Here is a 13,922-nt window from a genome sequence, read left to right on the forward strand (position 1 = left end):
TCTGGTTCATCAAGAGCGATCAGCTGGGTAAGGTCTCGGTCGGCAAACAATCCGACGCGGCTGACAACGCGGCAATCTTGGTTGACGGCTCGGGCTCGCTCGTTCCCGCCAACTGGGTGGCGTTCGATGTCAACAGCTTCGGCATTCGTGCAAAGAACGGCTCGTTTGTCGGAACTACCGGCTTTGAAAATTCCGCTAACGACTCGGCCCTGCATTGGGGCGGTGCATACTGCCAGTCCGCTGGCGGTGCCTGGGGTGACTGCTTCGGCGTACCTCGCAACGTCGTTCGTTACGACTCGCCGACCTTCGGCGGCTTCTCGGTGTCCGCATCGTGGGGTGAAGACGACATCTGGGCCATCACCACGCGTTATGCCGGTGAATGGCACGACTTCAAAGTCGCCGGTGTTGCATCTTATGCCGAAAGCACCGACGAAGGACTTAACGGTTCGGTCGTCAACAACACCCAGCAGTACTTCCAGGCTGGCGCATACATCGAACACACCCCGACAGGTCTGTTCGCTTACGGTGCCTACGGCCACGACGATTACAGCGATGGTGATATCGGGTCTTCACAGACCTGGTACGGCAAGGGCGGTATCCGTCAGCGCTGGAACCCACTCGGTCACACGGTTCTCTACGGCGAGTATGAACACATCAAGGGATCCGGCGCGTTTTCCCAGTCGGCTGCAATTGAAGATTTCGGCGCTACTCATGACACCACCAAGGTCTGGGGTCTCGGCGTAGTCCAGGAAATCGATGCCGCCGCTATGTCGATCTGGCTCAAGTATCGTCACCTCGACTACGACGATAATAACACCGTAGGCGTAGCTTACGACAACTTCGACTATGTCGGCATGGGCGCTCTGATCAACTTCTGATCTCCTGCCGTAAATATTGAAAATACGAGAAGCCGCCCTTTGGGCGGCTTCTTTGCGTTTGACGCTCACCCTTGCGGCGCTCAGCTCATTGCCTCAAACACCCGAAACGCCTAAATTCGCGCGATGTTCGAGACCTTCTTCACCGAGCTGCGCTCGGCCAAACTGCCCGTCACACTGAAAGAATACCTGACGCTGCTCGATGCCGTCCGCGTCGGTATTCCGGGCGGCCGCGTCGAAGACTTCTATTACCTCGCGCGCGCGACGCTCATAAAGGACGAGCGCAACCTCGATCGCTTCGACCAGATCTTCGCGCGCGTCTTCAAAGGCCTCGAAAGCCTGCCCGATGCCGTCGAGGCGGCAATCCCCGAAGAATGGCTGCGCCGCGTCAATACCCTCCATCTCTCCGATGAAGACAAAAAGCGCATCGAGGAACTCGGCGGCTGGGACAAGATCATGGAGGAACTCAAGAAGCGCCTAGCCGAACAGAAGGAACGCCATCAGGGCGGCAATAAATGGATCGGCACCGGCGGCACCTCGCCCTACGGCGCCTACGGCTATAACCCCGCCGGGATTCGCATCGGCCAGCACGAGAGCCGCCATCGCCGCGCGATCAAGGTCTGGGACAAGCGCGAGTTCAAAGATCTTGCTGGCACCGCCGAGATCGGCACCCGCACGATCAAGGTCGCGTTACGCCGATTGCGCCAATTCGCTCGATCCGGCGCGGCTTCCGAACTCGATCTCGACGGTACGGTCCGTGGCACCGCCGAAAAAGGCTATCTCGACATTCACATGCGGGCCGAGCGGCACAACACCGTCAAGCTCCTCATGTTCTTCGATATCGGCGGCTCAATGGACGACCACGTCAAAACCGTCGAGGATCTGTTTTCAGCCGCCCGCACCGAGTTCAAGCACCTGGAGTATTATTACTTCCACAATTGCCTGTACGAAGGCGTCTGGAAAGACAACGCGCGGCGCTACACGAACAAGATCGACACCTGGCAACTTCTCCACACCTATCCGGCGGACTACAAGGTCGTCTTTATCGGCGATGCATCGATGAGCCCCTACGAGCTCACCGTCGCCGGCGGCTCCGTCGAGCACATGAACGAGGAGCCCGGCGCCGTCTGGCTCAAACGCGTCGCCGACATCTACAAGCACGCCATATGGCTAAATCCCGTGGATCAGCGACACTGGGACTGGACACCCTCCATCGGCATAGTGCGTAATCTGCTTGGCGACCGCATGTACCCTTTAACCCTTGACGGCCTCGACGCCGGCATGCGGGCGCTGATGCGCTAAGGCCCTGCTTCGGCCCCACTAATGGCCGATGATCCACCCGAAGTTGCATGTCAACTTGTTAGGCTCAAGCCGTGGAAATCTCTAGAGTCGGCATTGACCGACAACCGCGAGTGGGCCATTGAAGTTCAAAAGCGGGGGTGGGGGACATTCCCAATGAATAAAGCGAAAATCATTCTTGTCGCGATCGCGACTGTGAGCCTCGGCGGCTGCGGCGCTTCGTTGCCGTCGCTGCCGACCACCGGCTCGCTGCTCGGCGGATCGAACACGGCAAAAGAAAATCGCGATCCCAACGATCCCTCAGCCCGCGCTATGGGCGTCGCGGCAACATCCGCGAGGGCTCTCAAATGCGGTTACAATTTCGATGCCGCCAAGCTTAAGAGCCAGTATCTGGCCTCCGAGAGCGCAGCCAATCCAGCCAACGGCGACAAGCTTTCACGCGTCTACGACACGGCCTTTGACGGCGTAAAAAAAGCCATCGCCGACAAGGAGAAAGAGGAAGACTATTGCACGCCTGAGAGAACGGCGCGCATCAAGACCGCTCTCAATCGCAATCTCGCCGGCGACTATACGCCTCCGCCCTCTGAAGCTCCCGAGGACAGCGGTGGCCTGTTGAGCGGTTGGGGCGGCGGATCAGACAGCACCGACGGCGTCAATTCCAAAGCTGTCTTTGAAAACTGACGGCGTCGCCTCGCGCCTTCCGGAGCGAACGCGTGCAACAAATTCTCTGGGCTGAATTCGCTATCAAATCTGTTATCGGCGCTGTTCTGCTTATCGCGCCCCTCGTCGCGCTGACGCTCGCCGGAATTCAGAAACCGAGCGCCAGCTTTTGGCCAAGGCTAACTGGCGCGCTGACGCTCGGTATCGCGGCCAGTATCTGGATCGGCCTGCAATATCCCCAAGCACGCGGCTCGATAGGTCCAGCGGCACTCGTTCCGATCAATCTGGTATCCGCGGCTATGTTGTTGGCGGCCTTGGTGCTTGGCGCCGCTGCCCCCACACGGCGCGGCAAGATCATCGTCTCTGCCGGCGCCGCTGTTCTTCTCGCACTCGGGTTTCTCGAAATAGCCCACACCTAAGCATCGGCCTAAGAGGCTATTTCACGCCGAGCTTCTTCTGCAGGCTCGACGACGACGTCGTGTATTGGAACAGGAGCTTCTTGTCCGGATATACGATCTTATGCGCGGCCTGCGCCATCAGCGCTGCCTCGTGGAAGCCCGACAGGATGAGCTTCAGCTTGCCCGGATAAGTATTGATATCGCCGATCGCGAAGATGCCATGCTCGTTCGTCTCGAAGCGCTCGGTGTCGACGACGATAAGATTTTCATGAAGATTGAGGCCCCAATCCGCGACCGGACCGAGCTTCATCGTCAATCCGAAGAACGGCAGCATCGCCGTGCATGGAATCTTCTCGGTACCCGACGCCGTTTTGATGTCGAGCGCCGACAACTGCCCATTCGCTCCTTCGATCCCTGCGACCTGACCGATCAAGAGCCGGACGCTCGCCTCCTCGACGAGCTTGCGCATTTTCTCCACGGAATGCGGCGCCGCACGAAACTCATCGCGACGATGTATGAGCGTCAGACTCTTCGCAACCGGCGCGAGATTGAGCGTCCAGTCAAGTGCGCTGTCGCCGCCGCCGACGATGACGATATCGTGGCCGCGCACCGATTCAATCTTACGCAGCGAATAGAAGACCGACTTGCCCTCATACTCCTCGATGCCGTTGAGCGGCGGCCGCTTCGGCGTGAACGATCCACCACCCGCCGCGATCACGACCACCTTCGCGATGAATTCGGTTCCAGCGTCCGTCACGAGATGAAATCGGCCATCCGCTTGCTTTTGCAAACTGTCTATCCGCTCGCCGTAATGAAAAACCGGGCTAAATGGCTTGATCTGCTCCAGCAGTCGTTCGGTCAGCTCTTGCCCCGTGACCACGGGAAGAGCTGGAACGTCATAGATCGGTTTTTCCGGATAAAGCTCCGCACACTGACCACCCGGCCGATCGAGAATGTCGATGACGTGCGTCTTGATGTCGAGAAGACCCAATTCGAAAACGGCAAAAAGTCCGCAAGGTCCGGCGCCGATGATCACGGCATCAGTCTCGAACGGACCAGCCGATTCCGGTGATCCGGATACACTAGGGGTCGTCTCGGCCATCACGATCGTCCGTTGAATGTTTTGCTTCAGAATTGCTTGGCGGGCACGCGGACGACCAAGCCGTCGATCACGTCGGAAATCTTGATCTGGCAGGACAGGCGGCTGCCCTCGCGAACGTCGAACGCGAAGTCCAACATATCCTCTTCCATGTCCGTCGCCTTGCCGACTTTGTCGCGCCAGGCTTCATCGACATAAACATGGCAGGTTGCGCAGGCGCAGGCACCGCCGCATTCCGCCTCGATGCCGGCTATATCGTTCAGCTTGGCTGCTTCCATGACGGTCAGACCGTTTTCCGCTTCCACCGTTTGACTCTCGCCGTCAGGCTGGATGAACGTAATTTTCGACATGGGTGCGCGTGCGTCCTTGAGGCTTGAAACGGCCGATTGCGAGCGGCCTCAGTCGGATGGGGATCATTGTTAGCGCGCACACTTAGAGGCACGCGACGGGTATTTCAAGCTGAACGGAGAAGATGCGGCTAGGACGCCACCAGCGCGCCACAGGTGACTGCTGCGACGCTTACGCTCTGTGGGCAGCTTCCTTGACGAAATCGCTCGCTTCCGAAGCCGCGGCCTCGAGCCTGGAAATCGCCTCAGAACAAGCCTCCGGCTCGGCGCCACAGGCGAGGGCTTCGGCCTCCTGGGCCAGCGTCGCGATACGCCAAGCCCCCACGGCCCGGCTCGATCCCTTAAGCGCGTGAGCCGCGATCTTCCAATCCCGCTCGGTCGCGGCCGACCGGAGGGATGCAATCGTTTCCGGAAGTTGCGCCAGAAAAAGCCCTAGAACTTCGGCTTCGAGAGCCTCATCGCCGAGCGTATATCGCCGCAGATGGTTCAGATCGAGTGGCATATCGCGGGCATTCTCGCTGCTATCCGGAGTGTGCGAACCAAACGACTCTGCCTCGTGGGCAATCATAACAACGCACCTAAAACCGCTGCAGGTGTCGAGGCCAAGCCACTGCCCTGGCCGAGACTTTTGGGGACAGCATAGTCCCAGAAGCGGAATAACTCTGCGTAAACCGGGTCCAGGTGTTTCCGGCGCGAATGTAAACCGCTACTTAACCTAGGGGCGTGAGGCCGCACCTGGGCAATAGCACCGCCTAACGCCGCATTCCGGCCGTATTACCGGGCACAAGTCGCTAACCCACTAGGATGCATAGACATTTCTTATGGTTATCCATGTCTTTCCATTTTGCGGGCAATTAAAATTCTTATAGGGTGCGAGGGGGACTTCCGGTTGGCCTGAAGCGCACGGGCTTGTGCTGCGTAAACCGGATCGAGTGGGGGACATCGCGCAATGTCGCAAGATCAGGTTGCGAAACTTATGGCCATCGCGGGTAGGACACCGCCGATAGAGCCGACGTTGAGCGACGCTCCCGAAGTCGCGGGCCCGGCGGCAGAGTCCGTGGCCGAACGCCGGGATTCGATCGCGGACGCGCCCTCGCTTCCGCCCCTACCCTCCTTGCTCGGCAGGGAAATTATGCAGTCTCCGGCGCCGGCCCTCCCCCACGACACCGAGACGTCCACGGACGAGCCGACGATCGAAACACCGGCCCGGCGCGTCGCGCGACGCCGCCCAGCAGGCCCGGTCCGGGGCAAGATCGCCGCGAACGACGATGTCCCGAGCATCGGCGGCCTGATCTATGCCCTCGAACAGAAACCTTCGAACAAAGTCTTTCGCTATGCCGCCATCGGCAGCGCCGTTTGGGCCGTTGTCGGTCTGATCGTCGGCGCCTTGACTCTCGCCCCAGAATGGCAGGCGGGCCAACCGCTGACGTCGCTGCTGCTGCACCCGACGACCTTCTACACCGCGACCGCGATTATCGCGCCGATCGCAATCATTTGGCTGCTCTCGCTTTTGAGTTGGCACATCGCCTCCCTCGCCCTCAAATCCGCAACCATGAGCGAGGTCGCGATCCGCCTCGCAGAACCCGATCGAACAGCTGAGCAATCGATCGCGAGCCTCGGTCAGGCCGTCCGCCGCCAGGTCTCGTTCATGAACGATGCCGTGTCCCGCGCCTTGGGCCGCGCTGGTGAACTCGAAGCCCTGGTCCACAACCACGTCGCCGAACTCGAACGCTCCTACGAACACAACGAACGCCGCATCCGCGATCTGATCAACGAACTTGGCGGCGAACGCCATGCCCTTCTCGACACGTCGACCAACGTCACCGAGACACTCAAAACGCTCGGCACCGAAATTCCGACTCTGATCGAAAAACTGTCGACGCAGCAGCTGACGCTTCGCGGCATCATCGCCAATGCCGGTGAAAATCTCGCCAGCCTCGAAGGCTCGCTCGCGACCGCAACGGGGCGCTTCGAAAACGCCGTTGGTTCGCGCACGCTGCAGCTTCAATCCGTTCTCGAAGACTATACGACCGCGTTCTCGTCGGCGCTCGGCGCCCGTACCGAGCAGATGCGCGTGACGTTCGACGGCTATATGCAGACGCTCGATACGACGCTCGGCAATCGCACTGAGAACTTGCAAACGGTCTTCGAGGAATATGCGCTCGCCCTTGACACGACGCTTTCGAACCGCGCCCAGGCTCTCGATATTCAACTCATCGAGCGCACTCGTTCGCTCGATGAGGCGTTCCAAAGGCGGCTTGAGCTGTTCGACGACCAGATCATGCGCTCGACCTCGGCCATCGATCATGCCGTCAGCGAAAAGGCTTCGCTGCTGACGAACGCCCTCCAGCTCCATTCACAGACATTCCGCGAAACGATCGCGCACCAGGCGTCGGAACTCGACGATTCTGTCATGAACGGCATCAATGCCGTCCGCCGTACCAGCGAGAACATCACGCGCCAGACCATGAAGGCCATCGACGGCCTGTCGAAGCAGTCGGGCGTCCTCCAAAACGTCGCGGACAATCTGTTCCAGCAAATTCATGGCGTCACCAACCGCTTTGAGAACCAGGGCGAGCAAATTCTCAAAGCCGCCAACGTGCTCGACACCGCCAATCTCCGGATCGACTCCACTCTGCAATCCCGTCACGCCGAGCTTACGCACACGATCGACCGCCTCTCAGGTAAGGCCGACGAATTCGGGCGCACGATGGCCGGTTATTCTTCGAACCTCGAAGGCTCGCTGTCGAACATCGAACTCAAGGCGCGCGCCATCGCAGAAGAACTCCGCGACACGGCAGAAAACCGCTCCCGCGCGCTGATGGCGGAACTCGATCGCGTCAAGCACGAAACCGAAGCCCACAGCGATCGCGCTCTGACCGATCTGCGAAATCGCTTCCAGAACGTATCGGGCGAACTCTCACGCGAATTCGAAACGCTGTCGAACCGTCTTTCGACCGCCTCTGATGAAACCCGCGTCCGCGCCGCGGAAGCCGCAGCCACTCTGGCAAGCGAACAGGCCCGGATCCGCGAAGAAGCGGCGCGTCTCCCCGCGTCGACGCGCGAGACCGCGGAAACAATGCGCCGCGCCCTCCAGGATCAATTGCGCGCCATCGAGCAGCTGACTCAGATTTCCCAGCGCGCCAACGCGCCGCGCGAGATCATGCGGCCCGATCCCGCCCCCGCGCGTTTGCCGCCGGTTGCCTCGCTGTCATCGACCCTCATCCAGCAGGAAAGCACCCAGAGCCGCGGACGTGGGGCGTCCCAACAGGATACCCGCGAGGGCTGGTCTCTCGGTGATCTTCTGGCCCGCGCCTCCCACGAGGAAGAAGCGCAAGTCCAGGCTCACGCTCGTCCCATCCCAGAGCCGCCCTCGTCGGCAGCGCCCGTTCGCCTCGATGTCGGGATGATCGCCCGCGCCCTCGATCCGCAAACGGCAGGAGCGATCTGGAGCCGCATTCGCGCCGGCCAGCGAAATGTTCTGGTCCGCAGCATCTACGCCCCGGAAGCTCGCATGCTGTTCGACGAAATTGCGGGACGCGCGCAGACGGACGCCGATCTTTCGCAGTCGATCTTCCGCTATCTCACCGACTTCGAGCGGATCATCAAAGAAGCGGACTCCCGCGACGCCTCAGGACGCACGGCGCAAGGCCACCTCGTTTCCGATACCGGCCGCGTCTATCTTTTCCTCGCGCATGCCGTGGGCCGCATCCGCTGACCGATCGCACGTCGGCCGCCTGTGAGATTCACACCCATGTCTTCGGTAACGATCGAGGCCAGACACGAGGCTTGGCCACTGCGAGAAGCCTTCGTAATCTCGCGCGGCGCCAAGACTGCAGCCGATGTCGTGGTTGTCGAAGCGATTGACGGAGCGCATCGCGGACGCGGCGAGGCCGTTCCCTACGCCCGCTATGGCGAGACCGTCGAGGGCGTCATCGAAACCATCCGATCGGCCGCCGTACACATTTCCTCACACGCCGATCTCACGCGCTTCCTGAAACCCGGCGCTGCTCTCAACGCCCTCGACTGCGCCTTCTGGGATCTTGAAAGCAAACGCACCGGCATTGCCGTTTCCGCGCGCGCCGGCCTTCCCCATCCAATCGCAAAGATCACTGCTTTCACGCTCAGCCTGGATACGCCCAGCGTCATGGCGGAAAAAGCCGCGCGCGTACCGCACCTCTCCCTTCTCAAATTGAAACTCGGCGGCACGGGCGACGATCTGCGGATGCAGGCCGTGAGACAGGCCCGTCCGGACGCACATCTCCTTGTCGACGCCAATGAAGCCTGGACCACTGAGACGATAGGGGCCTTCCTCACAGCCGCCGTCGAATGCGATATCGAACTGATCGAACAACCGCTCCCCGCAGGCCATGACGACATCCTGGCGGACATTCCGCACCCAGTCCCACTCTGTGCCGATGAAAGCGTCCACACCGCCGACAACATCGAAACGCTACTCGGCCGCTACGATGCCGTGAACGTCAAGCTCGACAAGGCTGGAGGACTGACCGGCGCCATGCGCCTCGTCGCGGAAGCGCGCCGCCATGGCCTTAAGATCATGATCGGCTCGATGGTCGCGACGTCGCTTGCGGCGGCCCCGGCGATGCTCCTGGCACCCTACGCCGATTGGATCGATCTCGATGGGCCGCTCCTCCTTGCACGCGACCGCGAGCACGGCCTGCACATCGAGAACGGCATCATCCAACCGCCCGACCCGCAGCTTTGGGGATAAAGGTCGTCATGCCGCGTCGGTTACTACAATCGGAACGCGCCGCCTTTGTCTGACCAGCCACATGGCCGCCGCCAGCGCGAGCGCCGATATTGCCACCATCCCGAAGTAAGAGAGAGAACCGGCGCTGCTGTAAATCCATCCCGCGATCAGCGTCGCACCTCCCATCGCGGCGCCGGCCGCTATCGTCGAATAGAGCGATTGCGCCGTCCCTTGCTTGTCGCGCGCCACCGCCTCGTGGATGAAGTGGATGGCGCCGATGTGGGTCGCTCCATACGTCGCGCCATGCAAAAGCTGCAACGGAATGAGCGCGGCAAGCGGCGGCTCAAACGCCATCAAAGACCACCGCACGATGGACGCCGCCGCTCCGAGCGCGATCAGGCGCGCCGCGCCGATCCGAGCCACCGCGCGTCCGGAAACCGCAAACAGCATGACCTCGGCAAAAATGCCGATAGCCCAAAGCGCGCCCGACCACGCCGCTGAAATTCCCTGCTTTTGCCAAAGCAGGATGCCGAACGTGAAGAAGGTCGCATGCGCCGCCATCGTCAGCCCGGCCGCGACCAGAAAGATGAGAAACTCTCGGTTGCCCAGCAATTCATGAATCGCTGATGACCGCCACAACGGCAGCGCCGGTTTGATCTCATCTTCGAAACGTTCGTCCGGCGGGAGGATGAACCCAACAGCGACCGTCAGCACGCATCCAAGCGCAACGAGCCAAACACCCGCCCCGCCGCCGAATGCATAAATCGCGAAACCGCCGACGAAATTCGCGGCGACAAACGTCAGCGACCCCCAGAGCCGCATCTGCCCGTAATCGAGTCCGCGATGGCGAACGCCGTTGACCGCAATCGTTTCGATCAGCGGCATGATCGTCGAGTTGCACAACATCAATCCGGTGGCGAAGACCAGGATAAGCCAGAACGACGGAAACACCGCGAGCCCGAACACGAATGCCAAGCACAGCCAGGACAGGATCACGAGATACCGGCGATGTGCTCCGCTCCGATCGGCGGTCATCGCAACGACGGGCGACACGAAGACCCGGAGGAACAGCGGCGCCGCGATCACCGCGCTGATCTCTCCGGCCGAAAGCCCGCGCCAGTTCAGCCAGACCGGCAGGAACGGCGTGTGCATTCCGTAAAATACGAACAGCGCGCCATAGAACAGCGCCACACGCACCGCGAAACTCCAATTCGCACCATTGGCGATGACCATGCCCCGTCTCTCTAAGATCTATGCTCAAGCCACCGTATAAGACCAAGCGGACGCTTCTGCTCGATAAGTCCTGTTTAGTTCAGCCGGAGGTTGTGTCTCTGCCACTTGCGAATCGCATACCGGTTGATGCGACTTATTGCGGAGCACAACTCGCCATGCAGGCACTCACATCGCCACGTCCGGACGATATTGATACCGAGTACCGCGCCATTGAGGCGACACTCCTTGAAACCGCACGCGGACGATGGTTTCTCGCCGAGCACGGCCGCCGCGCCCGTAGGCTCGACAGCGCGCTTCTCGAAGATGCCATCCGGCGTCTCCAAGGTTCGCTGCGTGAGCCCCCGGCCCTCCTTGGCCAACTCAAGACCGAAATCGAAACAATCAAGGCGCAGTTGGCCGAGTCGCGCACCGCGTTGCTGGCACGCCCGACGGTCGACGAGAGCATTCTACCCACCCATGCCATGTTGAAGGCCGCCGAGGACATCCACGACATCGCCTGGTCGCTACAGGCGAATCCCTTCGATCCACAAGGCTGCGAACAGATCGCGCGCAACGCTGGCAAGCTCTACGCGATGAGCCAGTCCCAGGCGTCTCAGTCAAACCGCGTGGTCGCGGCGGCGAGCGCACTCGAAACGTCGGCGCATAAGCTGGAAGGCATTCTTGAGAGCATCTTGCACGAGTTGCAGGTCGACGACGCCGCCTAAGCTCTCACACCCTACATTTCGATATAAAAAAACCGGGCCTCGCAGCCCGGTTTTTTTCGTAAATCTTATACCAGCAGCTTTACCACTGGCTCCGCAGGCCAACGGAAATCAGATCCGCGGAAGACACCTGCTCGCCCGTTAGCGTAACCGGCAAGGTCGGTGACGCCCTCTCGAAGGCGCCATCCTGAACGAAGATATGGCTGTAAGCAAAATCGAGCGTGATGGTTTCGCTCCACTTATAGCTGGCGCCGAAGTTCAGCCAGACCCGATTGTTGTCCGGGATTGTCGTGAACCGTTTCGTAGCATCATCTTCTGGCGAAAGCTCGTACGCCACACCCGTCCGCAATGTTATGACCGGCGAGTAGTCATATTCGCCGCCGAGCGAGAAGAACCATCCATTGCTCCAGTTCGCTGGAATGGAAAGCTTGCCGCCTGCCCCGTCGCTGACGAGATCGAGGCTCTGGAAGCGGCTCCAGTTTGTCCATTCGACCGTACCGAGCAGCCTCGTTTGGGGCGTGACTTCCTGTCTGAAACTGGCCGTCACAAGGTCAGGAAGCTTGAGCGACCCTGTCGCGTTGTAGGACCCCGCAGGGATCGTCGGAGCGATTGCCAGCGGCTGCCTAAAGTTGCCGCCAAGGTTGAGATCCATTCCCGAGCGATAGCCGAGGCCAATCGTTGTGCCCTTCGCGGGCTCGATCATGATACCGGCGGTTCCGCCGAACGCCCAGTCCGTACCGAGGAACTGCGCGATACTCCCTTGGCCGTCTTCGTTAAACTGTAGTTTGCCCTGCGCCCACATGATCTGCAGGCCAGCGCCAATCGTCACGCCCGGCGCGATCTTGTAAGCGACTGTCGGATTGGCATCCATGGTAATAAGCTTGGTCGTCACACCAAGGATTGATCCCATGTAAGAAGGATTATCTGGCTTGGTCGCAAGACCGAATGGAGAATTGAGAGCCATGCCAAGCCATAGGTCCCTTGAGACCTGATAACTGCCGTAGCTCGCGCCCGTTGCAGCGTCGATCGCGACGTTGCCGCTGGAAGCTCCCGGAGTTCCCGCTGGAATCGGACCAGAGCCCAAGGGAGATTCAATCCCCGTCACTGTCGAAGTCGAACGCGGCAATATCAGCGTGTAGGAAGATTCCGTATTTGTCCCTGGCAGCGATGAAGCTGCAGCCGGGTTCCAGTACATCGAGCCGATGCTGCCGCCTGCCGCGACACCGGCCGATGCGCTTCCCATGAAGACCGTAGACTGCTCGCCGATGGCGAAGCCGCCTGCCGAGGCTGCATTCGATAGAGCGCCAAGCGCAAGGACACTGGCTCCCGCGAGGAGGAACTTATTCTCTATTATTCTTATGTTCCGCATGCTCTCGTGCCCCCGGAAAACACCTCTTGGACAACGCCACCTACATTTTGACACAATACCTGCGTCGCGACTGCGCCACATAAGGGTTTCCAACTTCAAACACCGGGTTCCAGCGCTAAGGCGCGCAGCTGTGCTCGCCGAGCAACAAAAAAACCGGCCCGCCGAAGCGGACCGGTTCTTGCCAAGCCCAGTTTCAATCCCTCGAAACGTCGCTTGGCGCTCCCCCCGGAGTTCTTAAGCGGCGGACCAACCACCGAAATCGTGCGCAAGCTGCCAAAGTACGACTTTTGGCGCAAGCCTTGACACTACGCATGTTACGCGAGTCGGCTGTGTTAGGTGCGCCCTCGCAACAGAAAATCCTTTGCGGGGCCGAAAAGAGCCGAACTCAGAAAGTCCAGTCTATGAATTTCTAAGTGCGAAATTGTGGTCGACTGGACCGTTCCGGCCTTTTCCGATGTGCATATCGACGCCCGCCGACAGCGCCTTCCAAACGAACGCCTTGGCATCGGCAACAGCGACATCAATCGTCTTGCCCTTCGCAAGACCGGCGGCGATTGCAGCCGACAACGTACAGCCCGTGCCGTGGGTATTGCTCGTCACGATGCGCGGACGCCGAAACTCCAAATGCGTTTGCCCGTCGAAAAGAATGTCGACGACGTCTGCGCCTTCGCCGTGGCCGCCTTTCAAAAGCACCGCCCGGCAACCAAACCGCATCAATGCCTCCGCTTGAGTGCGCATTTCTATGTCCGTCGTCGCCTCGGGACTATCGAGCAAACGGGCCGCCTCCGGGAGGTTCGGCGTAATCAGCGTCGCGCGAGGGAGGAGAGAATGGCGCACGGCTTCGATCGCCTCTGGCCGAAGCAGCACATCGCCGCTCGTCGCAACCATCACCGGATCGACGACGACCGGCACAGCCGCGACATCGCCCAGAAGCGACGCAACGACCTCGACAGTCGCGACGTCTCCGAGCATTCCGGTCTTGATCGCTGACACGGAGAGATCGGAAACGACGGAACGGAACTGCGCCGCGATGAAATCCGGCGGGATCGCAAATACCCCGGAAACGCCCACCGTGTTCTGCGCCGTCAACGCCGTGATGACGCTCGCGCAGTAAATGCCAAACGCTGCGAATGTCTTGATGTCGGCCTGAATGCCGGCGCCGCCCGACGGATCCGAGCCTGCAACCGTAAGAGCGATCGGCGGCGTATATGCGGTCATCGGTCGTCGGCC

Annotated in this window: 12 protein-coding genes and 1 pseudogene; 7 read left to right on the forward strand and 6 right to left on the reverse strand. The window is 60.5% G+C overall.

What is annotated here, in order from left to right:
* The 4 genes and pseudogenes from WC811_RS19650 to WC811_RS19665 form a co-directional block, all read left to right on the forward strand.
* Window positions 1–878: pseudogene (locus tag WC811_RS19650) on the forward strand (porin); the annotation flags it as partial.
* Between the two features lie 123 nt (window positions 879–1,001).
* Complete coding sequence (locus WC811_RS19655; protein ID WP_372647139.1) at window positions 1,002–2,177, forward strand: VWA domain-containing protein; 1,176 nt, start codon at window positions 1,002–1,004, stop codon at window positions 2,175–2,177.
* Window positions 2,178–2,330: 153 nt separating this feature from the next.
* Window positions 2,331–2,855, forward strand: a complete 525-nt coding sequence (locus WC811_RS19660) for a hypothetical protein (RefSeq protein ID WP_372647140.1) — start codon at window positions 2,331–2,333, stop codon at window positions 2,853–2,855.
* A gap of 32 nt (window positions 2,856–2,887) precedes the next feature.
* Window positions 2,888–3,253, forward strand: coding sequence for an ABC transporter permease (locus tag WC811_RS19665; RefSeq protein WP_372647141.1), 366 nt, complete (start codon window positions 2,888–2,890; stop codon window positions 3,251–3,253).
* Window positions 3,254–3,269: 16 nt separating this feature from the next.
* Here WC811_RS19665 and WC811_RS19670 read toward each other — a convergent pair whose 3' ends face one another.
* The 3 genes from WC811_RS19670 to WC811_RS19680 all read right to left on the reverse strand — a co-directional run bounded on the left by WC811_RS19670 (window position 3,270) and on the right by WC811_RS19680 (window position 5,246).
* Entirely contained in the window at window positions 3,270–4,334 is a 1,065-nt protein-coding gene (locus WC811_RS19670; protein ID WP_372647142.1) for an NAD(P)/FAD-dependent oxidoreductase, read from the reverse strand.
* 26 nt (window positions 4,335–4,360) lie between these two features.
* Window positions 4,361–4,681 (reverse strand): 2Fe-2S iron-sulfur cluster-binding protein, encoded by a 321-nt coding sequence (locus tag WC811_RS19675; RefSeq protein WP_372647143.1) that lies wholly within the window; start codon window positions 4,679–4,681, stop codon window positions 4,361–4,363.
* Between the two features lie 169 nt (window positions 4,682–4,850).
* Window positions 4,851–5,246, reverse strand: coding sequence for an Hpt domain-containing protein (locus tag WC811_RS19680; RefSeq protein WP_372647144.1), 396 nt, complete (start codon window positions 5,244–5,246; stop codon window positions 4,851–4,853).
* Between the two features lie 381 nt (window positions 5,247–5,627).
* On the opposite strand from WC811_RS19680, the gene WC811_RS19685 reads away from it, so the two are divergent.
* Window positions 5,628–8,396, forward strand: a complete 2,769-nt coding sequence (locus WC811_RS19685; RefSeq protein ID WP_372647145.1) for a hypothetical protein — start codon at window positions 5,628–5,630, stop codon at window positions 8,394–8,396.
* 36 nt (window positions 8,397–8,432) lie between these two features.
* Window positions 8,433–9,410 (forward strand): N-acetyl-D-Glu racemase DgcA, encoded by a 978-nt coding sequence (dgcA, locus tag WC811_RS19690; protein ID WP_372647146.1) that lies wholly within the window; start codon window positions 8,433–8,435, stop codon window positions 9,408–9,410.
* Window positions 9,411–9,416: 6 nt separating this feature from the next.
* On the opposite strand, the gene WC811_RS19695 is transcribed toward dgcA, so the two are convergent.
* Complete coding sequence (locus WC811_RS19695; protein ID WP_372647147.1) at window positions 9,417–10,622, reverse strand: MFS transporter; 1,206 nt, start codon at window positions 10,620–10,622, stop codon at window positions 9,417–9,419.
* A gap of 155 nt (window positions 10,623–10,777) precedes the next feature.
* On the opposite strand from WC811_RS19695, the gene WC811_RS19700 reads away from it, so the two are divergent.
* Entirely contained in the window at window positions 10,778–11,326 is a 549-nt protein-coding gene (locus tag WC811_RS19700) for a hypothetical protein (RefSeq protein WP_372647148.1), read from the forward strand.
* A gap of 79 nt (window positions 11,327–11,405) precedes the next feature.
* Here the strand turns inward: WC811_RS19700 and WC811_RS19705 are convergent, their stop codons facing one another.
* Together WC811_RS19705 and thiD are read right to left on the reverse strand one after the other, a co-directional pair.
* The gene (locus WC811_RS19705; RefSeq protein WP_372647149.1) at window positions 11,406–12,692 is read right to left on the reverse strand and encodes an OmpP1/FadL family transporter; all 1,287 of its coding nucleotides are present in this window, start codon (window positions 12,690–12,692) and stop codon (window positions 11,406–11,408) included.
* A gap of 399 nt (window positions 12,693–13,091) precedes the next feature.
* On the reverse strand, window positions 13,092–13,910 hold the full coding sequence (gene thiD, locus WC811_RS19710) for a bifunctional hydroxymethylpyrimidine kinase/phosphomethylpyrimidine kinase (RefSeq protein ID WP_372647150.1): 819 nt from the start codon (window positions 13,908–13,910) through the stop codon (window positions 13,092–13,094).
* Window positions 13,911–13,922: the final 12 nt, after the last annotated feature.

This window comes from Hyphomicrobium sp. (assembly GCF_041659645.1).
GTDB lineage: Bacteria > Pseudomonadota > Alphaproteobacteria > Rhizobiales > Hyphomicrobiaceae > Hyphomicrobium_B.

Bases quoted from the DNA above. Each gene is read 5' to 3' on its own strand.
- WC811_RS19700 (WP_372647148.1), top strand. From the start codon at position 10,778: ATGCAGGCACTCACATCGCCACGTCCGGACGATATTGATACCGAGTAC.
- thiD (WP_372647150.1), bottom strand. From the start codon at position 13,910: ATGACCGCATATACGCCGCCGATCGCTCTTACGGTTGCAGGCTCGGAT.
- WC811_RS19660 (WP_372647140.1), top strand. From the start codon at position 2,331: ATGAATAAAGCGAAAATCATTCTTGTCGCGATCGCGACTGTGAGCCTC.
- dgcA (WP_372647146.1), top strand. From the start codon at position 8,433: ATGTCTTCGGTAACGATCGAGGCCAGACACGAGGCTTGGCCACTGCGA.
- WC811_RS19685 (WP_372647145.1), top strand. From the start codon at position 5,628: ATGTCGCAAGATCAGGTTGCGAAACTTATGGCCATCGCGGGTAGGACA.
- WC811_RS19695 (WP_372647147.1), bottom strand. From the start codon at position 10,622: ATGGTCATCGCCAATGGTGCGAATTGGAGTTTCGCGGTGCGTGTGGCG.
- WC811_RS19670 (WP_372647142.1), bottom strand. From the start codon at position 4,334: ATGGCCGAGACGACCCCTAGTGTATCCGGATCACCGGAATCGGCTGGT.
- WC811_RS19655 (WP_372647139.1), top strand. From the start codon at position 1,002: ATGTTCGAGACCTTCTTCACCGAGCTGCGCTCGGCCAAACTGCCCGTC.
- WC811_RS19705 (WP_372647149.1), bottom strand. From the start codon at position 12,692: ATGCGGAACATAAGAATAATAGAGAATAAGTTCCTCCTCGCGGGAGCC.
- WC811_RS19675 (WP_372647143.1), bottom strand. From the start codon at position 4,681: ATGTCGAAAATTACGTTCATCCAGCCTGACGGCGAGAGTCAAACGGTG.
- WC811_RS19680 (WP_372647144.1), bottom strand. From the start codon at position 5,246: ATGATTGCCCACGAGGCAGAGTCGTTTGGTTCGCACACTCCGGATAGC.